The sequence below is a fragment of the Arthrobacter sp. T572 genome, assembly GCF_056780115.1.
The window spans coordinates 3,082,122-3,107,018 of record NZ_JBRAZQ010000002.1; the positions used below are offsets into that span (position 1 = coordinate 3,082,122).

The window sequence follows — 24,897 nt, forward strand, 5'->3', positions numbered from 1 at the left end:
CACACACTGCAGGCGGAGCCCGCGCCTTGCCCGGCAGCGAGGCACGTGATCCGGGCCGATCAGGGGCTACAGCCCGTGGCGCCGCATGACTTTTTCGAACATCGGGTGGTAGTCGTCCTGCAACCGGATCTCGCCGTCCGCTTCCGCGTCCAGCAGTGTCTGCACCATGTCCGGGGTGGCTCCGCTGAACCATTGCCCCACCGTAATGCCGTGCTTGGGTACGAACAGGCGGTGGATGTGGTCGTCGGCAGAGATGCTCCCGGTCTTGATGACGCGCAGGTAGGTTCCCACCCGGCCCTCGGCCGTAAACCGCTTGACCCACTGCGGTTCCCCCAGCACCCGTTGGAACGTGGCACAGGGAACCCGCGGCGATGTCACCTCCACTTCCAGGTCCAGGCCGATCTTCCACCGTTCGCCGATCACGGCCCCGGTGGCGTCGATGCCTGCAACCCGAAGGTTCTCACCAAAGATCCCCGGCGGCAGCTCCCGCTGGAGTTCGGAAGACCAGAAGTCGGCGTCATCCTGGGAGTAGGCGTACAGCGCCTGGTCCTCTCCCCCGTGATCCTTGCGGCTGGCCTGCACATCACCGTGCAGGCCCAGCTTGTGGACCTTGACGGGACCTTCAACCGGCCGTTTGTCGATGGCCGTCACGCCCACGCTTCCCTCCGGGTCCGGCAGCAATTGATGGACCCGGCAGACGGCAAGGACGGATGCGGTGTTCATGCGCATAGTCTACGGAAGCGCCCCACGGATGCTCTCTCACCAAACACCCCCTTCCGGCCAACGCTCTCTCACAAAACCGCCCCTTCACCTCTGAAGTTATTGGTGTTGCGCCCTGCCGGCGTACCGCCGCCACCCACTTTGACGGAAAATTCTCCGCGACTCGCCGGTCCACAGCACTTCCTGCCACCCTGTGCGCTCAAAGTGGGTGGTGGGGGTACAAGACCGGGGAATCAACGACGACGGCGGGCTGGCTGGGTGCGTCGGCGGGGCAACCGGGTGCCACGTCAGTCGCGGGGCATGACCTCTTTCACCACGAATTCGAATGCCGGGCTGACACGAAGGGAGGCACGCCATCCCACGCACCGCCAGACCGATTCATGCCAACTACGGATCGAACCGGTATCCCATCCCCGCCTCTGTATGAAGGTGCCTGGGGGCCGCCGGATCACGCTCAAGCTTCCGGCGCAGTTGGGCGATATACACCCGGAGGTACTGCGTCTCCTTTGAATAAGCCTGGCCCCACACCTGGGTGAGGATCTGCTGCTGGCTGACCAGCTTGCCCTTGTTGCGGACCAACAACTCCAGGATGTTCCACTCGGTGGGCGTCAACCGGATCTCCGCACCGTCCTTGGTGATCTTCTTGCCGGCCAGGTCCACAAGGAAGTCGGGCGTCGCCAACATCGGCTGCTCCGGCTCGGTGACCAGCCGGCGGGAGGCGACCCGCAGGCGCGCAAGCAGCTCATCCAAACCGAAGGGCTTGGTGACATAGTCGTCCGCACCGGCGTCGAGCGCTTCCACTTTGTCTTCCGACGCGTGCCGGGCCGACAACACCACGATCGGCATGGCGCTCCACCCACGGATGCGGCGGATCACCTCCACACCATCCATATCCGGCAAACCGAGGTCCAGGACCACCAGGTCAACGCCGTTTCGGCTAACCGCGGTCAGGGCGTCGGCACCGGTCCCTACGGTGATGGCCTGGTAACCGTTGGCTTGGAGCGTGATCTGCATGGCCCGGGCGATCTGTGCCTCGTCCTCCACGATCAAGACCCGGGTCATGCCGCGTTCCCGCCGTGCCCGGTCCACAAAGGCAAAGTCACCACCATGGTCAGCCCGCCGCCCGGGGTGGGTTCGGCAACCAGGGTTCCGCCCATGGCCTCGGTGAAACCCTTCGCGACGGCAAGGCCCAGTCCGATCCCGCCCCCGCCGCCCGGCGAGGGTGAGTCGCCAAGCCGCTGAAAAGGCCGAAACATCTCCAGCACTTCGGCGTGCCCTACTCCAGACCCGTGGTCGATGACCCGCAGCTCGCCGGCCGGCCGGTCCCCCACCCTGATGCCGGCACCCGTGCGCGCGGTGATGATGACGTCCGAATCCGGAGCGTACTTCACGGCGTTCTCCGCGATATTGGCGACCACCCGTTCCAGCATCCCGGCGTCGGCCTGTACCGGCGGAAGGTTGGGCGGAAGTTCATTCCTGAGCCTGCCGACGGAGACGCCCCGCAGTGCCTCCGGCAACACCTGCGCCCACCCGACACCGGTCAGCAAGGGGTTGACCGCATCCGCGGTGATCCGGGACATGTCCAGCAGGTTGCCTACCAGGTGGTCCAAGCGGTCGGCATAGTTTTCGATGGTTTCCAGGAGTTCACGCTGGACTTCGGGAGGGAACGTGACGTCCTCCTGCCGCAGGCTGCCGACCGCCAGCTTGATGCCGGCCAGCGGAGTGCGGAGGTCGTGCGACACAGCGCGCAGGATGGAGGTGCGCATCTTGTTCCCCTCGGCCAGGCGTTGGTTGTCCCTGCGGCTCCTGGCCAGCTGCTGCCGTTCCCGCACGGCCACCACCAAAGCGCCGAACGCGGCCAGCAGCCGCTGCTGTTGCGGCGTCAGCGGACCACCGCGCAGCAGCAGCGTGTAGTGGGGATCAACGACGGCGGCATGGTCGGCGGCGGCATGCGTCACCGGCGGTTGGACCCCGGCACCGGCCAGGACCTGCCAACCGCGCTGTGCACCCGGAAGGCGCTCGCCGGTAGCCCCCAGAAGCGTCACGGCCTCCACCCCCAACGTGACCCGGACCTTTTCGAGGAATGATTCCAAGGTGTCATCGGAACTCAGGATGCGCAGTGCAAGTCCGCTCAGTGCGGTGGCCTCAGCACCGGACTGCGCCGCTTCCTGGGCCCGGCGCGTCGCAAGCCCCACTGCGAGCGCCACGCCACAAGCCACTGCCAGGAAAACCACCAGGGTGAACAGGGTGGTCGGATCGGCGATGGACAGGGAGCCCACGGGTTCGGCCGAAAAGTAGTTCAGCAGGAAGCTGCCCAACACGGCGGCCACCACCGCAGGCCACAGGCCACCTATCGCGGCAACTGCCACGGCGGCTGCCAACTGGAAAAGCATGGTCACGGCGAAGTTCCGGAACCCGGTGACGGTGACCAGGATTTCGACGGCGGCCGTCAGCACCAGCGCCAGCACGAGGCCCGCCATGATCCGGCCACGCCCGATGCCACGCACCGTGGGGAGCCGCAGCAGGAGTCCGTGGGCGTCGTCGGGAAGGGCTTCCGGTGCTGGCATGGCTTTATCCTTGCACGTGGCCCGTGTGGGCAGTTCTCCCCACTCCGGCGCGACACCGGTGCCTGTGCGGCGCGCAAGGACTAGGCTTGCTTTCAGCATCCTCATCCGGCCAGGGCGCCGGACACTCCAACGGTCTATCCAGGGGGAAACGAATGGACCCGAAAGACGGCGCTGGCAACCCTGCCGGCGGCCCGGACAACAACGGCCGGGACAACAGCGGCTGGGACGCCGGCAGCACCGGCAACAACACGCCCAAGCCACCGCCGTGGCAGGTCCCCAAGCCGGAGCTGCGGCCCGATATGGCCGGCTCTGGCCCCGTGCCACAGGCTCCGGAAGGCAAAGGCAAAGGCAAGCGCGGAGCCACGGCCAACGCCGCTCCACACCAGCCCGAACCAGGGAAACCGCTTCCGGTGGTGGACCCGTTCGCCAAGGAACGGGAACGCGAGGCAGCCCACGCGGAGGCCCGAAAGAAGCGCTCGCGGCGCCGCACCGTCGTCGTAGGCCTGGGGGTCACGGCACTGTTGGCCGGCACCATCACCGCAGTGGTGGCCAGCAACGAAGCTGAAGCCGATTACGCCCAGGTGTGTTTCAACGAGGAAACCGGGGAACGCGTTGACGATTCCCAGTGCAACAACAGCAGTTCTGCCGGCCGCAGTTCCGGCGTGTACGCGTGGTACTTCTACTCCCGCGGTGCCAGTGTGCCTGCTGTGGGCCAGAACCGAAGCTCCTACCCCAGCTACACCAAGACGGTCCCGCAGGGTGCCAAGACGTCCACGGGCTACAGCAGCAAGGGCGGCACGGTAAGCCGCGGCGGATTCGGCAGCAGTTCGAAAAGCGGCGGAAGCTCGGGAGGGTAGGCGTGCGTCGATTGACCTCCGCGCCCAGGCCGGACTGGAAACAGAAGATCGAAGAACAGGGCCTGGTTTTCTCCACCACCACCATGCCCGACGGCCGCAAAATCGAATACTGGAACGAATCGGCCTACTACGAATTCACCATGGACGAGGTGGAGACCCTCGAGAAGACTGCCGAGGACATGCATCTCATGTGCCTGGAGGCCGCCAAGTACCTGGCCACCGGCGCCATGGGCGACATCGGCATCGGACGGCAGGCCCTGGAGCTCGCTGCGGAGTCCCTGCAGGCCGGCGACATGGATGTCTACGGCCGCTTCGACTTCATCTACGACGGCAAGGGCGGGCCGGCCAAGATACTGGAGTACAACGCCGACACCCCTACCGGCCTGATCGAAGCCTCGGTCGCACAATGGTTCTGGCTGCAGGACGTGTTCCCTGATAAGGACCAGTGGAACGGGATCCACGAAGCCCTGATCCGCCAGTGGCAGAAGCTCCAGTTCCGCACCGGCATGAGCACGCTGCACGTCGCCCACTCCGAGGCCGAAGAATCCGGCGAGGACTGGATGACCGCCGCCTACATGCGCGACGTCGCCAGCCAGGGCGGATGGACCACCATTGGCATCAACATGTCCGATATCGGCTGGGACCCCAACCTGAACAGGTTCGTGGACCTGGACAATTTCATGATCAGCACCATGTTCAAGCTCTACCCGTGGGAATTGATGATGAAGGAGCCCTTCGGGCACCGGCTCCTGACCCGCGCGCACAATCCGCGCTGGGTGGAACCGGCCTGGAAGATGCTGCTCTCCAACAAGGCCCTCCTGGCCGCCCTGTGGCACCTTTACCCAGGCCATGAAAACCTTCTGCCCGCCTATCTGGGCGACCCCGGTCCGCTGAAGGAATGGGTGGCCAAGCCGCTCCATGGCCGCGAGGGCGACAATATCCGCATCCATGCCCCGGGAATCGACATCTCGCAACCTGGCGGCTATGGCCGGGAGGGCTGGTGCTACCAGCAGTACCACTCCCTGCCGGATTACGACGGCAACCATCCCGTCCTGGGGCTGTGGGTGGTGGACGGCGAGTCCGTCGGCTGCGGCATCCGCGAATCAGACGGGCCCATCACGGACTACTTCTGCCGCTTCGTGCCCAACACGATCGACGCTCCGGCGCCGGCACAACCCACTTCGACCTCACCTTTTGGAGCCGTACTATGAGCACTGAAATTTCGACGCCGGGTGGTTCCCCGGGCGGCGACGGAACCGCCGTCGTTCCTTCCAAAGGCCTCCACGCCGGAATCCTGGACCTTGGCGACTCCGTCATGCTGGGCCTGGCGTCAACGGCGCCTGTCTATTCCCTGGCTGCCACGCTGGGCCTCATTGTTGCCGTCAACGGCAACTACACTCCCCTGATCCTCATCCTGGGCTTCATCCCGGTCCTCTTCATTGCCTACGCCTTCCGGGAACTCAACAGCGCCTTGCCGGACTGCGGCACCACGTTCATATGGGCCAGGAAGGCCTTCGGTCCCTGGGCCGGCTGGCTCGGCGGCTGGGGCGTCGCCCTGGCAGGGATCGTGGTGCTCGCCAACCTGGCACAGATCGCCGGCAAGTACCTTTGGCTGCTGGTGGGCGACGGCTCCCTGGCGGAGAACACCTGGCTGGTCACTGCCACCGGTGTACTGTTCATCGCCTTCATGACCTATGTGAATCATCGCGGGATCAGGCTGGGCGAGCATGTACAGCGGACCCTGACCTACATCCAGTACATCTCGCTGGGAATCTTCGCACTGGCGATCATCATCCGCATCGCGGGCGGTGCTCCGGAGGGACAGGCCTTCGACTTTGAGTGGTTCAACCCGGTGGGCGCTTTCGCGGACCCCAGTGCCGTGGTCCACGGCGTGCTGCTGGCGCTGTTCATCTACTGGGGTTGGGACACCTGCCTGGCCCTGAATGAAGAGACTGAGAACCCGGCCAAGACCCCGGGCCGCGGGGCCGTGATCTCGGCGTTCGTCCTGGTAGCGATCTACGTGTCTGTTGCCCTCCTGGTGATGATGTACGCAACGATCGGCACCGACGGCATCGGCCTCGGCAATGAGGCCAACCAGGACGACGTCTTCCTGGCCATGAAGGACGTCGTGCTTGGGCCTTGGGGCTGGCTGATCGTGGTGGCCGTGCTGGCTTCCGTCCTGTCCTCAACGCAGACCACCATCCTCCCGACGGCAAGGGGCACGCTGTCCATGGGAGTGCATGGAGCCCTTCCGCCCCGGTTCGGCAAGGTCCACGAGCGTTACATGACTCCCGGGTTCTCCACGCAGGTGATGGGCGCCGTTGCAGTGGTGTACTACGTGGCCATGAGCTTCCTCAGCGAAAACCTGCTGGCCGACTCCATCAGTGCCATCAGCTTGTTCATCGCCTTCTACTACGCACTGACCGGATTCTCCTGCGTCTGGTACTTCCGGGCCACGCTCCGCGAATCCGCCCGCAACCTCTGGTTCCGCGGCATCCTTCCTTTCCTTGGTGCGCTGAGCCTCACGGTCGCGTTCTTCATCTCCGCCGTGGAAATGTGGGACCCGGCATACGGCGACACGCAGATCTTCGGCATCGGCGGGGCCTTTGTCAGTGGTGTCCTGCTGCTGGCCCTGGGCGTGGTGCTGGCCGTTGTGTGCCGCTTCGCCCCCTCAACCAGGGACTACTTCACCGGCAAGCGCGCAGAGGCCGGGGTGGTCCGGGGCTAGGGTCGCTCCTGCGCCTAGGATGCTGGCATGAGCGATCCTTCCGATGTCCTTGCCCTCGACTCCCTTTTGAGCGCCGAAGAACTGGACACCAGGGAGCGGATCCGCGATTTCACCACCCAACGGATCAGGCCCAACATTGCCCGCTGGTACGAGGACGCCGTCTTCCCCCGGGAGATCGCACAGGAACTGGGTGAGCTGGGTGTCCTCGGCATGCAGCTGGAGGGTTATGGCTGCCCGGGCCGGACCGCCGTCGAATATGGCCTGGCCGCCATGGAACTGGAAGCCGGCGACTCCGGCATCCGCACCTTTGTGTCGGTGCAGGGTTCCCTGGCCATGACCGCGATCCATTCCTGGGGCTCGGAGGAACAGAAGGAGCGCTGGCTGCCCCGGATGGCCGCGGGTGAGCTGATCGGCTGCTTCGCCCTGACAGAGCCCGCTGCGGGGTCCGATCCTTCGTCCATGACCACGGTCGCCCGCGAGTCGGACGGGGGCTGGGTTCTGGACGGTGCCAAGCGGTGGATCGGGTTGGCGTCGATGGCAGACGTCATGGTGGTGTGGGCGAAAACAGCCGAGGGCATCCGCGGCTTCCTGGTCCCGGCCGGGACAGCCGGGGTCACTGCCACCCCCATCGAACCGAAGCTCTCCATGCGCGCTTCCATCCAATGCGCGGTAACGTTCGACGCCGTTCGGCTGGGTCCGGAGTCCGTCCTCCCGGGTGCCAACGGACTCCGGGGGCCGTTCACTTGCCTTAACGACGCCCGCTACGGCATTGCCTGGGGTGCCATGGGAGCAGCCCGCGACTCCTACGAGGCTGCCTTGGACTACGCCGGTGGCCGCATGCAGTTCGACCGCCCGCTGGCCGGGTACCAACTGACGCAGGAAAAGTTGGTGAACATGCTGGTGGAACTGCAAAAGGGCACCATGCTGGCCCTCCACCTGGGCAGATTGAAGGACGCCGGCAAGCTGCGGCCCGAACAGATTTCCCTGGCCAAGCTGAACAACGTGCGCGAGGCCCTCAAGATCGCCCGCGAAGCCCGGACCATCCTGGGTGGCAATGGGGTAACCCTGGAGCATTCACCCCTGCGGCACGCCAACAACCTGGAATCCGTGCGGACGTACGAAGGAACCGATGAAGTGCACACCCTGGTCCTGGGGCACCACATTACGGGCATCCCGGCCTTCCGCGGCTAAGTTTCCCGTTGCGGGGCCCACTGTGCGGGCTATTCGATGGCGTGTCCGCGCAAAGCGGGCCTGACAACGCAGTCAGCTAGCGCGGGACCACCACCAAGTCGAAGAAAGCGCGCAGGCTTTGCGCAACGTTCACGTCGTCCGGGGCCAGGAGCCATTGTGTCTGGACACCATCCCACAGACCCACCAAGGAGGTGGCAGCCTGTGCCGGATCCACTCCGGGGCGGAGCCTTCCCTCGGCCTGGAGCTCCTTGAACCGCCTCGTGTAGCTCCGCCGAAGCCGGGCGAAACGGTCGGTGAAGTACTCCCTGCCAGGGTGCCCTTCGGTCAGGGACTCAGCGCACAGCACCGTGTACAGCTCAATCACCCCGGGGATGTTCTCGTTGTACTCGGCGGTTCCAAAGACCACCTCGGCAAAGCCCTCCGCCATATCGGCCGGGTTGGCGGCCTCGGTAATTTCGTCACGCCGGGCAAGCACTGCCATCAGGAGCTCGCTCTTGGAGGGGAAATAGTGCAGGAGGCTGGTTTGGCTCATGCCCGCGTGGTCGGCGACATCCTGAAGTGAACCTCCACGGTAGCCCCGGGCAGCAAAAACCGCGTGGGCAGCATCCAAAATGGTGCGTCGCCGCTCCTCGGACTTGGCGTAGGGACCACGCTTCCCGGAGCGCGCACTGTCCTTTGTGGTCATGGCTAGCCAGTGTACAGGCGGAGTTCGCGGCATCACATAAAATTCGAGTAGTCACTCGAATTTTATGTTACCGTGATCACATTCGGCCGCCGGCGGACGTTCGTCAGTGGCCTCTGCAACCGACACAACGAGGTGAAGGCACATGACCGCTCTCACGCGAAGACAACTCCTTGGTGCTGGATTGGGTACCGCCGCAATGGGCGTCCTTTCAGGGTGCGCCACGCCGGGCACCCAGTCAGTCAACGCGGCCCCCACTCTTGCTCCTGCACAGGGCCCCGTGAGGCTTACCTACTGGGCCTGGCTCAAGGACTTCCAGAATGTCGCTGACCTTTGGAATGCACAGCACCCTGATATCCAGGTCGACGTAGTGTGGATTCCAGGCGGCAACTCCGGCGGATACCAGAAGCTCTACTCGGCCCTGGCTGCCGGGGGCGGCCCCGACCTCGCGCAAGTGGAAATGCGTTCCATCCCCGAGTTCCTCCTCGTCAACGGACTGGTGGACCTGTCCCGCTACGGGGCCAATGACCACGCCCATCTCTATGACGAGACACTGTGGAAGCAGGTCAGCTACGCCGGAGGCGTCTACGGCATTCCGCAGGATTCAGGCCCGATGGGGATGTTCTACCAACCCGCGGTCCTCGAATCAGTGGGCGGGACGACCCCCGCCACGTGGGACGAGTGGGCCGTCCTGGGCAAGGAACTCCGCTCCAGGGATGTCTACTTGGACTGCTTCCCCATCAGCGATGCCTCACCGTTTGCTTCCTATGCATCCCAGGCAGGCGCGGTGTGGCTACGCCCGGAATCCGACGGCTGGGTCATCAACATGACCGACGACGCCACGCTCAACACGGCCCGGTTTTTCGATCAAGCCATCGACCAGGACATCGTCAATACTGCCTACGGAGCCTTTTCCCCCGCATGGTTTGCCGCGGCAGCCAAGGGTGGCATTGCCTCCACCATCACGGGAAGTTGGGGTGACGCCCTGGTCCAGGGTGTCAGCGGCTCCGAAGGCAAATGGCGCGTTGCTCCCATGCCCACGTGGGACGGCAGCGGGTTCGGGTCCAGCTATCTGGGAGGTTCCACCGCCGCAGTGCTGGCCAACAGCAAGCACCCCAAAGAGGCACTCGAGTTCGCCGTCTGGCTCACCACCTCCACGGAAGGGATCGATGCCGAGATCAAGCACAGCGGCATCGGCTGGTCGCCCAACCCCGGTTTCATCGGCACTGAGCGGAAGCAACCGTCCACCTTCTTCAGTGGCCAACGCTACAACGAGGAAGTGTTTGTTCCAGCCACGGGCCAACAAAACACGGACTGGTCCTGGTGGCCGGTCACCCAGCAGTCGTTCAACATCCTCAGTGACGGTTTCCGGAAGAAGGCATTCGGGACCAGCTTGGTGGACTCAGTGGTGAAGTCCGAGCAGCAGATCATGGAGGTCTTCAAGAACAAAGGCCTGAGCATCCGGAAGGAAACGTCATGACCACCGTCCGCACCGTTCCAGTCAGCCAACGCTCCGGACCACCACCATCCCGCAGTAAGCGAACCGGAGCCACCACCCGGGCACCCTGGCTTCTGCTTGCGCCGTTCCTGGCATTGTTCGCCCTTACGTTTATCCTGCCCATCATCGCCGCCGTTGGTTCCAGCTTCACCAAGGTCACCCGCCAAGGCCTCTTCGGCGAAGCCGGCGTTACCAGCGAATTCGCGGGATTCGGCAACTACGCATTGGCACTGGGCGACGGAGGTTTTGTGGCCTCCATAGGACGCATGCTGCTCTTTGGCGTCGTTCAGGTTCCTGTGATGATCATTTTCTGCACCGTCCTGGCCTTGCTCCTGGAATCAGCTTCGGCACGATGGCCGGGGTTCTTCCGCGCCGCCTATTTCCTTCCCTACGGGGTGCCAGGTGTGATCGCCACCATCCTCTGGTCCTTCCTCTATGTGCCCGGACTCAGCCCCTTGTTTGATGTAGCCAAGATCGTGGGCCTGACTCCTGACTTCCTGGGTGCCAACAGCGTGCTCTGGTCAGTGGCCAACATCGTGACGTGGAGCTACACCGGCTACAACATGCTGATTATCGTCGCCCAGTTGAAGGCCATTCCGGTGGAACTCTACGAGGCCGCGAAAGTGGACGGCGCCTCGACGTGGCGGGTTGCCCGGAGCATCCAGCTTCCCCTGATTCGTCCCGCGTTGGTCCTCACCACGGTTTTCTCGATCATCGGCACGCTCCAACTGTTCGCCGAAGCCCAGGTGTTGAAAACGGTAGCTCCTGCCATCGACAGCCAGTACACCCCGAACCTCAGCGCCTACACCACGGCCTTTGCCTACAACGATTACAACGTCGCCGCTGCCCAGTCGGTCATCATCGCCGTCGCGGCATTTGTTTTGTCCTTCGCCTTCCTCGCATTCACGAACAGGAAGTCCTCATGACCACAACAGCCACCAAACCGACGTCGAACATCCCGTCACCAGCCGGCAAGCCCGCCATGGGAGCGGACCGCGCGGCAGGGCGGCGCCGCTCATCCACCATCATCGTCACCGCGATCCTGGTGATCGTGGCACTGTACTTCCTGATCCCCGTGTACTGGGTCTTCGTCGCCTCAACAAAGTCCACCGCGGATCTCTTCTCTACCAACGGTTTCTGGTTCGCATCCACGTTTTCCTTGGGCGAGAACATCGCCAAGGTGGTCAGCTACGACAATGGGATCTTTGGCCGCTGGTTCCTGAACTCGGCCATCTACGCGGGCGTTGGCGCACTGCTCGCCACATACTTCGCCGCGGCCGGCGGGTACGCGCTGGCCAAGTACCGGTTCCGCGGACGGAACCTGGTGTTCGGCACCATCCTCGGCGGAGTCCTGGTTCCCGGCACGGCCACGGCGCTGCCCCTGTTCCTCCTGTTCAGCCAGATAGGACTCGCCAACACCTACTGGAGCGTCCTGCTTCCATCCCTTGTCTCGCCTTTCGGCCTGTTCCTCTGCAGGATCTACGCGGAAGCCACCGTGGATACAGCCCTGATCGAGGCGGCACGGATCGACGGCGCAGGGGAACTCAGGATCTTCCACACCATCGGGCTTAAGGTACTCACGCCTGCCCTCGTCACGGTCTTTCTCTTCCAACTTGTAGGCATCTGGAACAACTACTTCCTGCCGCTGGTCATGTTGTCCGACTCCGAGCTCTACCCCATCACACTCGGCCTCAACAACTGGCTTAGCCAGGTTGACCGCTTGCCCGAATTCTATGAACTCACCACCGGCGGAGTGTTGCTGTCCATCATTCCGCTCAGTATCGCAATGGTCGTCCTGCAACGCTTCTGGCGCGGCGGACTGACAGAAGGAGCCGTTAAGTAATGCCTTTGTCCCCAGAACACCAGCACGTTTCCTACCTCACGGATCCCGGCCCCGGATCCGGAAACAGGATGCCCGCGCGCTCGTGGCTGCACAGTGATGCCCCGGCACTCTCCCTTAATGGTGAGTGGCGTTTCAGGCTTCTGCCGGGTGATCCCGGCACGGCGGGCGGACGTGGAGTCCTTCCCGCGGGAGAAGCAATCGAAGGAGTCGCGGAGGAAGCCCTGGATGACTCAGGATGGGACCAGATGCCGGTTCCCGCACACTGGGTCCTGGAGGGCAGTGGCCGTTATGGACGCCCGATCTACACCAATGTCCAGTTCCCTTTCCCTCTTGATGCGCCGCACGTCCCGGACCACAATCCGACCGGCGACTACCGCCGGACTTTCGAGGTACCGGCGGAGTGGAGTGAAGCCGGGAAAATCCTTCTGCGCTTTGACGGCGTGGAATCCCGGTACAAGGTGTGGCTCAACGGGAGCCTGATCGGCGTTGGCACGGGAAGCCGCCTCGCCCAGGAATTCGATGTCACCGAAGCCGTACGGCCCGGCAGGAACCTGATTGCCGTCAGGGTCCACCAATGGTCCGCGTCCAGCTATGTGGAGGATCAGGACCAGTGGTGGATGCCGGGCATTTTCCGGGACGTCACCCTTTTGGCCAGGCCCCTCGGCGGAATTGACGACGTCTGGCTCCGCACCGCATTCACCAATGCAGGAGCAGGAACCATCGATCCTGAGATCGTGGCCTCCCCCGCCGCCTTCCCCATCAGGCTCAGCGTGCCGGAACTGGACGTCGACGTCGTCTGGAACTCGCCTGCCGACGTCGCCCCTGTGGCGATCACCGCCGTCGAACCTTGGTCCGCAGAAGTTCCGCGCCTGTACAACGCCACTGTGGCCAGCCAAAGCGAGACCATATCGCTGCGCCTCGGTTTCCGCAGCGTGGAGATCCGGGGAGACCAGTTCCTGGTGAACGGCCGGCGCGTAGTCTTCCACGGAGTTAACCGGCATGAGACCCACCCGGACCGGGGCCGCGTGTTCAACGAAGACTTTGCACGCGAGGACCTGGCCTTGATGAAGCAGTTCAACGTCAACGCCATCCGAACCAGCCACTACCCGCCCCACCCACGCTTGCTGGACATCGCCGATGAGCTGGGCTTCTGGGTGATTCTGGAATGCGACCTCGAAACCCATGGTTTCGAGGCGCACGGCTGGGTTGGCAATCCCAGCGACGATCCCGCTTGGCGTGAGGCCCTGCTGGATCGGATGGAACGGACGGTGGAACGGGACAAGAACCACCCGTCGATCGTCATGTGGTCCCTGGGCAACGAGTCCGGAACAGGATCAAACCTTGCTGCCATGTCCGCCTGGACGCATGCCCGTGACTCCGGGCGACCGGTCCATTACGAAGGCGACTACACGGGCGCCTATACCGATGTGTATTCGCGCATGTACTCCTCCGTCCCGGAGACCGAATCGATTGGCCGCGACGACTCCGGCTCACTCCTGCTGGGTTGCTCCGCCGCGGAGTCGGCCCGCCAGCGGACCAAGCCGTTCATCCTGTGCGAATACATCCACGCCATGGGCAACGGTCCGGGCGCCATCGACCAGTACGAGGACCTCGTGGAGCGCTACCCCCGCCTGCACGGTGGGTTCGTTTGGGAGTGGCGGGATCACGGCATCCGTACCACCACCTTGGATGGCACGGAGTTCTTCGCCTATGGCGGCGACTTTGGCGAGGTGGTGCACGACGGGAACTTCGTGATGGACGGCATGGTCCTGTCCGACTCCACACCAAGCCCTGGACTCTTTGAGTACAAGCAGGTTGTCTCGCCGTTCCGTTTGGGTTTTGGACCGGAAACGCCCGACGGCGGCACAGGCCGGTTCGTGTCCGTCGCCAACCTGCGGCACACGGCGGATGCATCGGATATTGTGCTGCGCTGGCGTACCGAGGTGGACGGGGTGGTAAACGCTTCCGGCGAACTTGACGTGGTCACGGCTGCGGGAACGCCGCTGGCTGCCGGCGATGCGGCGCGGATCGCGATGCCGGCGTTCGCGCCCGTGGCCTCTGCCGAATACTGGCTGACGGTGGAGGCCGTCCTCCGAAAGGACACAGCGTGGGCAGAAGCCGGGCACGTTATCAGCGCCGCGCAATTGGAACTGACCGAGACAGGTCCGCGCCAGGCAATACCCCGCCCTCTTGTTCTGCCTTCGCGGCCTGATGGCGGGGCGCCGACGACGTTGACCTTGGGACCCGCTGCTTTCCAGGACGGCCGTCTGGTCTCGCTGGCCGGCTTGCCGGTGACCGGGCCGCGCCTCGAACTGTGGCGGGCACCGACCGACAACGACGCCGGTGCAGGGAGGGGCAGCTACGACACCGCCGATCCATGGCTGAACAACGGGAACGGGGTGCCTGCCCCGGCCCTGGCAGAGCAATGGCGCCAAGCTGGACTCGACCGCTTGACTGCGCGTGTAGAGGACGTCGTTTCCAGCGGTGACGGCCTGCGTGTCCGTACGCGCTATGCCGCCGCGAACAGCTCACACTGGGTCTCCGTGACCGAAGAGTGGCAAGTATCCGGCGGCGAGCTCTGGCTGCGCGTTGACGTCATCCCCGGATCCCGCTGGGACATGGTCTGGCCCAGGGTGGGCATCCGTTTGGACTTGCCCGGTTCGGTTGACGGGGTCTCGTGGTTTGGTACGGGACCGCGCGAGTCCTACCCGGACAGCCGCCGTTCCGCCCTGGTAGGCCGGTACTCGGCAGGAATTGAGGAGTTGTCCGTTCCTTACTCCAAACCCCAGGAGACCGGACACCGGAGCGATGTACGGTCACTGGAACTGCAAAACTCCGGCAATCCTTGGTTGCGGTTCAACGCTGTCCCTGATTCCCGTGGCCGCCTGCCGGGATTTACCTTGGCACGGCACACAGCCCAGGAAATGGCGGGCGCGGATCACCCCCACGAACTGCCGGCAAGCCAAGGCAGCTACCTGTACCTCGACGCCGCTCAGCATGGACTGGGTTCGAGGGCCTGCGGGCCGGATGTCTGGCCTGACTTTGCGTTGCGGCCCGAGGCCAGGAATCTGACGTTCAAGATCACGGACGTGGGCTAGTACACCCGTTGTGGGGCCTGCTCTGCGCATTTCCAGGCCGGAATAGCGCGCAGAACGGGCCCCACAACACGGTCAGGGAACAGCCACCGGCTCCTTGCGTGCGGCGTCCTTGCGGATGGTGGCACTGATGACGGCGGCCACGGTGCACATGGCTGCCGCACCAAGCCAGGCGTAGTTGTAGTGCCCCGTGGCGTCGCGGATGAATCCGGCCAGGAGAGCCGCCACGGCTGCTCCGAGCTGGTGGGCCGCGAACACCCAACCAAACACCACGGAACCATCTGCACCGAAGACGGAGCGGCAGATGGCCGCCGTGGGCGGGACGGTGGCAACCCAGTCCAGGCCATAGACCACCACGAAGATGATCATGCTTGGCTCCACCGTGGAGCCCAGCAGCAAGGGCAGCACCAGCAGCCCGATGCCACGGAATTGGTAGTAGATGGCCAGCAGCACCTTCGGGTTGAACCGGTCCGTTAGCCAACCGGAGGCGATGGTGCCCACGATATCGAAGATCCCCACCACGGCCAGCAGCCCGGCAGCAGTAGTTTCCGGCATGCCATGATCGTGCGCCGACGGTATGAAGTGCGTTCCGATCAGTCCGTTGGTGGTAGCACCGCAGATTGCGAAACCGGCGGCGAGCCCCCAGAACGTCCGTACCCTGCTGGCCCTTTTCAGGACCTGGAGTGCCCGCACCGCAGCGTTGACCGGCTTGCCGCCCGGCGTCGTGCTTTCCTCCGGGGCGGCCACCTCCGTTGGCGCTTCGGCACCGTATGGAAGGACCCCGACGTCGGCTGGTGAGTTGCGCAGCCAGCGCAGCACCAGCGGAACAACGGCAAGCGCGCCGGCGGCGATGAGGAGTGATGCACCCCGCCAACCGGGGTTTTCGGCGAGCGCCGCGATGAAGGGCAGGAAGACGAGCTGCCCTGCTGCGCTTCCGGCGGTGAGGATGCCGATCACCAGGCCGCGGCTCTTGGCGAACCAGGTGTTGGCGATGGTAGCGGCGAACACCAGGGCCATGGATCCCGTTCCCAGTCCAATGAGCAGACCCCAGGTGAACAGGATCTGCCAGGACTGGTTTACGAAGACGGTGAGTGCGGAGCCCAGCCCGATCAGGCACAGCGCCAGTGCCGTGACCTTCCGGATCCCGAACCGCTCCATGAGGGCCGCCGCGAAGGGAGCCGTCAGGCCGAAGAGCACCAGGTTGATGCTGACCGCCAGTGACAGGACGGTGGTTGACCATCCGAATTCCTCGCGCAGCGGGACCATCAGCACCCCCGGAGCGGCACGGAATCCCGCTGCTCCCACCAAGGCCAGGAATGCGACGGCGGCTACGATCCATGCGGGGTGGAGGCGGCGTGCGGGTTTCTTCCCGTCCGGAGTGGCCCCGGCGTCGGAGGTGCGGGTTGTCTTTGACGCGGTCATGCGGGCATCTCCGTTTGCTGTGATGTGGTGGCCGGTCCGGCTGGTGGTGCGACCGCCAGTTGGATGGGGTGCCCGTTCCTGAGGCTGTGCCAGCTGGTATTGGCTGCCGTAAGGGGTGTCCCGCAGTGCGTGCAGGTATCGGCGGATGACGTTGGCTGTCCGCAGTCGGTGTGGATGACGCGCATGTGGGAAACGTCGTTGGGTGCATCCAGGTGTTTCTCGGCCCAGATGATGATGGCATTGAGCACGGGGAGCGCGTCTTCACCCTTGCGGGTCAGTACGTATTCGTGCCGGGTCCTGCCGCCGTCCTGGTAGGGACGCTTGGCCAGCAGCCCAGCTTCCACGAGCCAGCCGAGCCGCTTGCTTAAGACGTTGTCGGCCACATCGAGCCGCTTCTTGATGGTGTCATAGCGGCCATTCCCGAAGAAGATTTCCCGGAGGACCAGGCTGCCCCAGGGATCACCAAGGACATCAAGGCCACGGGCAAGGCTGCAGGTCCTGGCAGACCAGTCCGAACGCAAAGGCATGATGTGAACGTACCTGACTTCTTTGAAGAAAGCCAGAGCGCCCCCGCGGACGCGACGCACCCCCTTGGTTTGCCCCGGTTTCACTCGTGGTTCACCAGGCCCTCCTACGCTGGCTTGGTCAACTCTGACCACGAAAGGCGTTAGTTAATGTCCTCGAAGATCCCTGATTTGGTTAATCGTTCAACCGACGGGTCGCTTTCCCGGCGCGGCTTCCTCGGCACCGCCGCCGCGGCCACCGCCCTGGCGGCCACCGGCTCCCTGCTGCCTCCTTCGGTCCAGGCAGCGATGGCCAAGCCGGTACCGCCGGGAGACCTCCAGTCCATCAAGCACGTGATCATCCTCATGCAGGAAAACCGGTCCTTCGACCACTATTTCGGCTCCCTGCGCGGCGTCCGGGGCTACGGGGACAAAGCTGTAACCCGGTTGCCGGGTGGGACCTCCATGTTCGAGCAGCCCCGGGCCACGGGCGGCACGGTGCTGCCTTTCTCACTGCGGAAGGCAGCCGAACTGGCCGGCCGTCCCGGCTCGGACATTCAATACCTGGGTGACCTCGACCATTCGTTCTCCGGAACAACGGCAGCCTGGAACAACGGATGGTGCGACCGGTGGATTCCGGCCAAAAGCGCGTCCACCATGACGTTCTACGAGCGGGCCGACATCCCCCTGCAGTACGAACTCGCCGACACCTTCACCATCTGCGACGCGTACCACTGCTCGGTCAACGGTTCCACCAACCCCAACCGGAATTACCTCTGGAGCGGCACCACCGGAACCGAACCGGACAGCACCAAACGTGCCGTCACCAACGCGGCCTACGGTTACACCCACGGCGGCTATGACTGGACCACCTACCCCGAACGCCTCGAACAAGCCGGCATTCCCTGGAGGATCTACCAGGACTGGGACAACTTCACGGACAACGCCGTGGAATACTTCCAGACATTCAAGGCGATCGGCCGGAAGATCCTGGCGTCCGTGGAAGGAAACCTGCGGACCACCGAAGAGTTCTACGACAAGCTCGCCGGCAGGACCGCCGCAGAGCAGGACCGCCTGCTGGCCCAACTGCAAGAAGGCCGGGCGACGCTGAGCGAAGCAGAGAAGGCACTCTTCGACAAAGCGATGTGGCGCGGGCGCCCTGACACCTTGTTGGAACGCCTCAGTGCCGACATCGCCGACGGTACTCTTCCCCGCGTCAGCTGGCTGGTTCCCTCCGCGGCCGACTCGGAACACCCCGGCGCCTCCACACCAGTGGGCAGCGCCAACTTCGTCTACCGGCTGCTGGACACCGTGGCGAGCAACCAGGAGACGTGGGACAGCACCGCGATCTTCCTGAACTTCGATGAGAACGACGGCTACTTCGATCACGTTCCCCCGCCTGTCCAGCCGCGGCCCGCCTCCGGTGAGGACACCGAATGGACCACGGGCCAGCCCATCGGCCTGGGGCCCCGCGTGCCCATGACCGTGGTTTCACCGTGGACGATCGGTGGCTACGTGAGCTCCGAGGTGTTCGACCACACGTCCGTGCTGCGCTTTTTGGAGCGCTGGACCGGAGTGGAGGAACCCAACATCTCGCCGTGGCGCCGCGAGGTCTGCGGGGATTTGACGGGGGTCTTCAACTTCCAGTCCCCCGGCACTCCTCCCGTGCTTGACCAGCCCGGCCCGGTACCGGCGAAGATCAGCCGCTGGCGACCCAATCCACCAGCCGTCCAGGTGGCTCCGATCCAGGAGGCGGGGCGCCGGCCGGCGCGGCCGCTTCCCTACCGTCCCAGGGTGTCCGCCGCGGTCCGGCCTGCGGGGATCACGCTGGCGTTGGCCAATGACGGCCGGCGCTCCGCGCACTTCACCGTCTACGGCTACGCGGGCGAAGTCACCGAACCCCGCCACGTGGATGTCCTCGGCAGCCACAGCGTGGACCTGCCCGCTCCCGGCGGCGGCTTTGACGTGGTGGTCACAGGCCCCAACCGCTACCAGTACGAGCTGAAGGGCTCGACGGCGGGTGCCGCGTCCGGCGTCGACGTTCGCCTTAACGGCTTCCGCGGCGGCAAGGCCGTGGAGCTGGAAGTCCGCAACACCGGCACGGCAACCGTCACCGTGCGCCTGGAAGCGCTGCAGTACGGGGACCGTTCCGAATCCGTGCGGCTCAAGCCGGGCCAAGCCAGGAAGATCGGCTGGGAGACCATCCAGGGCTGGTACGACGTGGAGGTCACGAGCCCTGACGACGCATCCTTCCGGCGGCGCCTGACCGGCCGTGAAGAAGATGGCCGGGAGGGTATTTCAGGCTAGGCCGTAGTGCGGGGTGCGGCGTCTGCGCCAGGTGCGGCTCCGGGGCTGGTCCGGCCCTCCCCGGGGTCGCTGGACCGGGCCGCCGCACCCTGCCTCAGCACGGCCCGTGACGGCCGATAGGCAAGCGCCCAGTAAGCCAGCATGGCCAACGCGCACACCACGCCAAGGCTGGACACCATCAGCTGCCACTGGGTCTGCGGATCCTTGCCCCATTCGGCAGCTCCCGCCCAGACGGCCAGGTTCTTGGGGGTCATGTAGAACGCAATGGTGGAGGCCACCACAATGATCCAGCCAGCCAGACGCATGCGTCCGCTGCGGGTGGGAACGCGGTGCATGGCGAAGGCCATGCTCGGCAGGGCAACAGCCACCCACACCCAGTGGTGCGACCACGAAACCGGGCTGATCAGCAGCATGAGGATCGCCGTTGCGGACACGGCAACGAAGTTCTCCTCGGCATCGACCGCCCACTTGATGATCAGGGCGGTCAGGACGGCCAGTCCCACTGAGCCTGCGAGCCAGACGAGGTTGGTGATCGTCGAATCGGGCATTCCGAAGTGCAGCAGCAAACCCTTCAGCGAGAGGTTGTCAACGTAGGCCGGCCCACCGATCCGTCCAGTGTCCGGAAGGATCCGGGTCCAGAACATGAGCGACGTTTGGGGCAGCGCTGCCCAGGCCGCGGCGATGGAGCCGAAGAACCCTGCTGCCATCCATGCGAGCGCTTTGAAGTCCTTGCGCACCAGGAAATAGAGCCCGAAGGCCAGGGGCGTGAGCTTGATGCCTGCAGCCAGGCCGATCAGGAGTCCGGCGGGCCAGCGGATCTGTCCTGCCCGCACTTTGCCGTAGAGCGCGAAGTCGGCCAGGATCACGCCCATCAGGATGATGTTGATCTGTCCAAAGACGAAGGTGTCACGCCATGGGCCCAGCAACAGGATGGCACCGGTGCCCAGTAACGCAGTGGTCCTGAAACGGTAGTCGGCAAACGCCGCCCGCCATTCCACATGGCCGAAGTAGTGCCTGGCCAGCCAGGCAGCGACCACGGCAGCTCCCACCAGGGCAGCGATGATGAAGGCCAGGCTGCCCGCGAAGAAGCCCATCGCGGCGAGGCCTGAGAAAAGCAGGGCCGCGAACGGCGGATACGTGAACGGCAAGCCGTCGCGGACCGCGTAAAGGTCGCCGCCTTCCAGGATTTTGGTCCCACCGTAGTGGTAGACCTCGTAGTCATACAGGGCCGGCTGGTAATCCGTGTAGAGGAACCAGACCGCGACGGCGAGGGTGAACAGGGCAGCAAGGGTCAGCGTCCAGCCGCGCTTGGCGGTGGACGCTGCCGTTCGTACAGGAGAAGACACGGTGTCAGCCGTTGCTGATCTTGGCGAAGGCCTGTTCGAGGTCGGCAATCAGGTCCTCGGCATCCTCGATGCCGCAGGAGAGCCGCAGCAGGTTCTCCGGCACCGCCAGCTCCGTGCCCTTCACGGAGGCATGGGTCATCTCGGATGGGTAGTTCATGAGGGATTCGATCCCGCCCAGGGACTCTGCCAGCGTAAAGACGGAGGTCGACTCGGCAACCGTGCGTGCCGCTGCCTCACCGCCCTTGAACTGTACAGACACCATGCCGCCGAACTTCTTCATCTGCCGGGCAGCCAGGTCATGGCCCGGGTGGTCGGGAAGTCCCGGGTACAGGACAGCTTCCACTTCCGGGCGCTGCAGCAGCCACTCGGCAACCGCCTGGCCGTTCTCGCTGTGACGGTCCATGCGTACGCCCAGGGTCTTGAGGCCACGGGTGGTCAGGAAGGCGTCCATGGGCCCGGACACAGCGCCAACGGCGAACTGGATAAAGCCGATCTTTTCGGCCAGTTCAGCATCCTTGACCACGATCGCTCCCCCCACCACGTCGGAGTGTCCACCGATGTACTTGGTGGTCGAGTGGACCACCACATCGGCACCCAGGGTGAGCGGGGTCTGCAGGTAGGGGGACGCAAAGGTGTTGTCGACCACCAGGAGGGCACCGGCGTCGTGGGCTACCTGAGCGAGCGCCGCGATGTCGGTGATCTTCATCAGCGGATTGGAGGGCGTCTCTACCCACACGATGCGCGTGTTGTTGGCGGCGACAGCACGTGCCACGGCGTCAAGGTCGGCCATGTCCACCGGCGTGTTTCCTACGCCCCAGTCACCCAGGACACGGTTGATCAGGCGGTATGTTCCGCCGTAGGCATCGTTGCCGAGGACGATGTGGTCTCCCGGGCGGGCCACCGCACGGATCAGGGCGTCCTCGGCGGCGAGGCCGGAGCCAAAGGAAAACGCGGCGGTGCCACCTTCCAGCGCGGCAAGCTGTTCCTGCAGCGAATCGCGGGTGGGGTTGCCGCCGCGGCCGTACTCGTAGCCGGAGCGGAGGCCGCCGATGCCGTCCTGGGCGTAGGTGGTGCTGAAGTGCAGGGGCGGAACGACCGCGCCGGTCCGTGGCTCGAAGGCCTGGCCGGCATGGACGGCCCGGGTGTTGAAACCGGCGTTGTTGGGTGCAGACATGGAAGCTCCTTTGTCAGTTGCTCAGGTAGGCAAGAAGGTCATGCCGCGTCAGGATGCCCACGGGGGCACCAACGAACGTGACCATGACGGTATCGACGTCGGACAACAGCTCGCGGGCAGCCGATATGGTCTCCAGCGATCCGATCACGGGGAGCTTGTCCCCCATGTGCTCGGCGATCTTGTCCGTGAGCTTGGCTTCGCCCCGGAACAGCTTGCTGGTCAGGCTGCGCTCGTCCACTGCACCAAGGACCTCACCCATCACCACCGGCGGTTCCTGGGACAGGACGGGGATGTGGGAGACGCCGAACTCGTTCATGATGTTGATGACATCGCGCACGGACTCGTTCGGGTGGATGTGGACCAGGTCTGGAAGCTCACCGGTCTTGGACTTGAGGACCTCGCCCACGGACACTTCTTCCCCTCCGGAGAGGAAGCCGTAGGAGCGCATCCATTGGTCGTTGAAGATCTTGGCCAGGTAGCCCCGGCCGGAATCGGGCAGGATCACCACCACGACGGCCGACTCATCCAGCTCCTGCGCGGCCTTCAGCGCAGCGACCACTGCCATGCCGGACGAACCACCCACCAGGAGGCCTTCCTCGCGGGCAAGGCGGCGCGTCATGGCGAAGGAGTCGGCGTCCGAAACGGCAATGACGTGGTCTGCCACCGTGGGATCGTAATTGGCGGGCCACATGTCCTCGCCGACGCCCTCCACAAAGTAGGGACGCCCGGTGCCGCCGGAGTAGACCGAGCCTTCCGGGTCGGCGCCAATGACCTTGACCCGTCCGCCGTCGGACTCGGGACGCTCCGCCGAGACCTGCTTCAGGAAGCGGCCCGTGCCGGTGATGGTGCCGCCGGTTCCGGCGCCGATCACCACATGGGTCACCTTGCCGTCCGTGTCGCGCCAGATCTCCGGCCCGGTTGACTCAAAGTGGCTGCCCGGTGCGGCCGGGTTGGAGAACTGGTCCGGTTTGAAGGCGCCCGGAATCTCCTTGACCAGGCGGTCGGACACGCCGTAGTAGCTGTGCGGGCTGTCCGGTGCCACGGCGGTGGGGGTCACCACGACTTCCGCTCCGTAGGCTTCCAGGACGGCGCGCTTGTCTTCGCCCACCTTGTCCGGCACCACGAATACGCACTTGTAGCCCTTCTGCTGCGCCACAAGCGCCAGGCCAACACCCGTGTTGCCGGAGGTAGGCTCCACGATGGTTCCGCCGGGCTTGAGCCGCCCGTCCTTCTCGGCCGCTTCGATCATTTTCACGGCGATGCGGTCCTTGATGGAGCCGCCGGGGTTCACGTATTCGAGCTTGACCAGGACGGTGGCCTTGATGCCTGCAGTAACGTGGTTGAGCTTGATGAGCGGCGTATTGCCTATGAGGTCCAACACGGACTGGGCGTACTTCATAGGTACAAAGTTACCGCCTGCCTGCTGCTCCCCCGGACCGGCGGTCACCGGGAGTCAACCTCAGCTTCCCGCGGAAGAGTCTGTCTGCCACACGCCCAGGATGTTGCCTTCAGTGTCCTTGAAGTACGCGTACCAGCCCATCCCCGGTACGGCATCCTTGCCCTGCACTACCGATCCACCGGCCGATTCAACCTGGGCCAGGGCAGCGTCGACGTCCTCCACGTCCAGCGTGAGGATCGGCGTTTTCAGGTTGTCCGTGCGGGGGAACAACGCGCCGTTGATGGCTCCTGGCTGTTTGGGTGCGCCTGTTTGTTCATCGGAATCGGTGGTGATGGCGATCGTATAGTCCATGCCCTGCATCGGGCTGAGGTTCCAGTCGAAGACGCTCTTGTAGAAGCTGTTGGCCCGGTCGGTGTCCTCGGTGGGGATTTCAAAGTGCACAATTCCAGCCATGGTTCCGCGCTCCTGGTTTTGGTTTGGGGCGCGGCCCACCCGCGCCACATCTGGGAGTCTAGACCCGCGCAATTTATTCCGTAAGGGTTAGCGTGGCTCGGATTGTCGGTGGCGCGTGGGACCATTAAGTACATGACCATCGCAGAAGCCCCGCCCCTTGTTGCGGCCGCGGCAGATGCTTCTGTGCGGTGGCATCCCGGCGCAGCGTTCCGGCTGGACCAGACCCTCTTTCCCTTGATGCGCGGCAACGGCGATCCGTCGTTCGCTGCCCACCCCAACGGCTTTTGGCTGGCGTTCACCACGCCCGCGGGGCCCACCACCTTGCGGCTCTCCGGTGGTGGTGCCGGCAACGTTTCCTTCGTGGATGCCCAGGCCTGGGGTCCCGGCGCAGGGGACGCCGTGGCAGGGGTGCCCCGGCTTTTGGGCGCGGCTGACGATTGGTCCGCCTTTGACGAGCCCGCTTTCCACCACACCCTCCCGCGGCTGGTGCGGGAAGCACGACGCCGGAACCTGGCTGTGCGGTTGCCTTCCACCGGCCGGGTGGTTGACTCCCTGGTGCCCACCATCCTGGAGCAGAAGGTCACCACACTGGAGGCCCGGCGTGGTTACCGGTACCTGATGTACCGCTACGGAACCGCAGCTCCCGGCCCGGCGGCTCCACGAGGACTGCTCGTGCCACCCACTGCCCGGCAGTGGCTTTCCGTTCCGTCGTGGGAATGGCACAAGGCAGGAGTTGGGCCGCAGCGTTCGGCCACGGTCATGCGCGCGCTGCAATCCGCCGTCGCACTTGAACGCCTGGGCGCGGTAAGCGCGGCCGAGGCCGGAGCAAAACTGCAGTCCATTCCCGGCATTGGCGTGTGGACGGCGGCGGAGGTGGTGCAACGGACCCACGGCTGCCCCGACTCAATTTCCGTGGGCGACTACCACCTTGCGTCGTACGTTGGGTATGCGCTGACGGGCCGGAAGACGGACGACCCCGGCATGATCGAACTCCTCGAACCCTGGCGGGGGCAACGCCAGCGGCTGGTGCGGATGCTGTACCTGAGCGGGTTCCGCAAGCCCACCTTCGGACCGCGGATGACGGTCCAGGACCACCGCGCACACTGACCCTC

20 protein-coding genes are annotated in these 24,897 nt (G+C 64.7%); 10 read left to right on the forward strand and 10 right to left on the reverse strand.

The genetic code is table 11. The annotated features are described in order from the left end of the window. Positions 1–66: 66 nt before the first annotated feature. The 3 genes from ACUYMZ_RS15515 to ACUYMZ_RS15525 all read right to left on the reverse strand — a co-directional run bounded on the left by ACUYMZ_RS15515 (position 67) and on the right by ACUYMZ_RS15525 (position 3,287). A complete protein-coding gene (locus tag ACUYMZ_RS15515) occupies positions 67–723 on the reverse strand; it encodes an MOSC domain-containing protein (RefSeq protein ID WP_426003715.1) in 657 nt (218 codons plus the stop codon). Between the two features lie 384 nt (positions 724–1,107). Continuing rightward, positions 1,108–1,782, reverse strand: a complete 675-nt coding sequence (locus ACUYMZ_RS15520; protein WP_426003716.1) for a response regulator — start codon at positions 1,780–1,782, stop codon at positions 1,108–1,110. Then, entirely contained in the window at positions 1,779–3,287 is a 1,509-nt protein-coding gene (locus ACUYMZ_RS15525) for an ATP-binding protein (RefSeq protein WP_481604277.1), read from the reverse strand. The genes ACUYMZ_RS15520 and ACUYMZ_RS15525 overlap by 4 nt, the downstream gene beginning before the upstream one ends. A gap of 152 nt (positions 3,288–3,439) precedes the next feature. On the opposite strand from ACUYMZ_RS15525, the gene ACUYMZ_RS15530 reads away from it, so the two are divergent. Genes ACUYMZ_RS15530 through ACUYMZ_RS15545 form a run of 4 tightly spaced genes read left to right on the forward strand, consistent with a single transcriptional unit; the run spans position 3,440 to position 8,063 of the window. Continuing rightward, a complete protein-coding gene (locus tag ACUYMZ_RS15530; protein WP_481604279.1) occupies positions 3,440–4,144 on the forward strand; it encodes a Tat pathway signal protein in 705 nt (234 codons plus the stop codon). A 2-nt stretch (positions 4,145–4,146) separates the two neighbouring features. Continuing rightward, positions 4,147–5,355 carry a glutathionylspermidine synthase family protein gene (locus tag ACUYMZ_RS15535; RefSeq protein ID WP_481604281.1) on the forward strand — a complete coding sequence of 403 codons (1,209 nt, stop codon included), beginning with the start codon at positions 4,147–4,149 and terminating at the stop codon, positions 5,353–5,355. Next, positions 5,352–6,872 (forward strand): APC family permease, encoded by a 1,521-nt coding sequence (locus ACUYMZ_RS15540; protein WP_481604283.1) that lies wholly within the window; start codon positions 5,352–5,354, stop codon positions 6,870–6,872. The genes ACUYMZ_RS15535 and ACUYMZ_RS15540 overlap by 4 nt, the downstream gene beginning before the upstream one ends. Positions 6,873–6,899: 27 nt before the next feature. Further along, positions 6,900–8,063, forward strand: a complete 1,164-nt coding sequence (locus tag ACUYMZ_RS15545) for an acyl-CoA dehydrogenase family protein (protein ID WP_481604285.1) — start codon at positions 6,900–6,902, stop codon at positions 8,061–8,063. 76 nt (positions 8,064–8,139) lie between these two features. Here the strand turns inward: ACUYMZ_RS15545 and ACUYMZ_RS15550 are convergent, their stop codons facing one another. Then, positions 8,140–8,748, reverse strand: coding sequence for a TetR/AcrR family transcriptional regulator (locus ACUYMZ_RS15550; protein ID WP_426003722.1), 609 nt, complete (start codon positions 8,746–8,748; stop codon positions 8,140–8,142). A 142-nt stretch (positions 8,749–8,890) separates the two neighbouring features. Here ACUYMZ_RS15550 and ACUYMZ_RS15555 point away from each other — a divergent pair, with 142 nt between their 5' ends. From ACUYMZ_RS15555 to ACUYMZ_RS15570, 4 genes are read left to right on the forward strand one after another with little or no spacing between them, the layout of a single operon-like run. Further along, positions 8,891–10,225, forward strand: a complete 1,335-nt coding sequence (locus ACUYMZ_RS15555) for an ABC transporter substrate-binding protein (protein ID WP_481604287.1) — start codon at positions 8,891–8,893, stop codon at positions 10,223–10,225. Next, positions 10,222–11,169 carry a carbohydrate ABC transporter permease gene (locus ACUYMZ_RS15560; protein WP_481604289.1) on the forward strand — a complete coding sequence of 316 codons (948 nt, stop codon included), beginning with the start codon at positions 10,222–10,224 and terminating at the stop codon, positions 11,167–11,169. The genes ACUYMZ_RS15555 and ACUYMZ_RS15560 overlap by 4 nt, the downstream gene beginning before the upstream one ends. After that, positions 11,166–12,086, forward strand: coding sequence for a carbohydrate ABC transporter permease (locus ACUYMZ_RS15565; protein ID WP_481604291.1), 921 nt, complete (start codon positions 11,166–11,168; stop codon positions 12,084–12,086). The genes ACUYMZ_RS15560 and ACUYMZ_RS15565 overlap by 4 nt, the downstream gene beginning before the upstream one ends. Next, complete coding sequence (locus ACUYMZ_RS15570; protein WP_481604293.1) at positions 12,086–15,184, forward strand: glycoside hydrolase family 2 TIM barrel-domain containing protein; 3,099 nt, start codon at positions 12,086–12,088, stop codon at positions 15,182–15,184. Before ACUYMZ_RS15565 ends, ACUYMZ_RS15570 begins: the two co-directional genes overlap by 1 nt. A 72-nt stretch (positions 15,185–15,256) precedes the next feature. Here ACUYMZ_RS15570 and ACUYMZ_RS15575 read toward each other — a convergent pair whose 3' ends face one another. Continuing rightward, positions 15,257–16,603 (reverse strand): MFS transporter, encoded by a 1,347-nt coding sequence (locus ACUYMZ_RS15575; protein WP_426003727.1) that lies wholly within the window; start codon positions 16,601–16,603, stop codon positions 15,257–15,259. Continuing rightward, the gene (locus tag ACUYMZ_RS15580; protein ID WP_481604295.1) at positions 16,600–17,130 is read right to left on the reverse strand and encodes a winged helix-turn-helix transcriptional regulator; all 531 of its coding nucleotides are present in this window, start codon (positions 17,128–17,130) and stop codon (positions 16,600–16,602) included. Before ACUYMZ_RS15580 ends, ACUYMZ_RS15575 begins: the two co-directional genes overlap by 4 nt. A 147-nt stretch (positions 17,131–17,277) precedes the next feature. Between ACUYMZ_RS15580 and ACUYMZ_RS15585 the strand changes: the two genes are divergently transcribed. Continuing rightward, positions 17,278–19,413: a phosphocholine-specific phospholipase C gene (locus tag ACUYMZ_RS15585; protein WP_481604297.1), complete on the forward strand. Its 2,136-nt coding sequence runs from the start codon at positions 17,278–17,280 to the stop codon at positions 19,411–19,413. Here ACUYMZ_RS15585 and ACUYMZ_RS15590 read toward each other — a convergent pair. From ACUYMZ_RS15590 to ACUYMZ_RS15605, 4 genes are read right to left on the reverse strand one after another with little or no spacing between them, the layout of a single operon-like run. Then, complete coding sequence (locus ACUYMZ_RS15590) at positions 19,410–20,759, reverse strand: glycosyltransferase 87 family protein (RefSeq protein WP_481604299.1); 1,350 nt, start codon at positions 20,757–20,759, stop codon at positions 19,410–19,412. The two genes, ACUYMZ_RS15585 and ACUYMZ_RS15590, sit on opposite strands and share 4 nt — an antisense overlap. A gap of 4 nt (positions 20,760–20,763) precedes the next feature. Next, the gene (locus tag ACUYMZ_RS15595) at positions 20,764–21,933 is read right to left on the reverse strand and encodes a cystathionine gamma-synthase (protein ID WP_481604301.1); all 1,170 of its coding nucleotides are present in this window, start codon (positions 21,931–21,933) and stop codon (positions 20,764–20,766) included. Between the two features lie 13 nt (positions 21,934–21,946). Further along, the gene (locus ACUYMZ_RS15600) at positions 21,947–23,332 is read right to left on the reverse strand and encodes a cystathionine beta-synthase (protein ID WP_426003732.1); all 1,386 of its coding nucleotides are present in this window, start codon (positions 23,330–23,332) and stop codon (positions 21,947–21,949) included. A 60-nt stretch (positions 23,333–23,392) separates the two neighbouring features. Next, entirely contained in the window at positions 23,393–23,785 is a 393-nt protein-coding gene (locus tag ACUYMZ_RS15605) for a VOC family protein (protein ID WP_426003733.1), read from the reverse strand. A gap of 132 nt (positions 23,786–23,917) precedes the next feature. Here ACUYMZ_RS15605 and ACUYMZ_RS15610 point away from each other — a divergent pair, with 132 nt between their 5' ends. Continuing rightward, a complete protein-coding gene (locus ACUYMZ_RS15610; protein WP_481604303.1) occupies positions 23,918–24,892 on the forward strand; it encodes a DNA-3-methyladenine glycosylase family protein in 975 nt (324 codons plus the stop codon). The last annotated feature ends 5 nt before the right edge of the window (positions 24,893–24,897 follow it).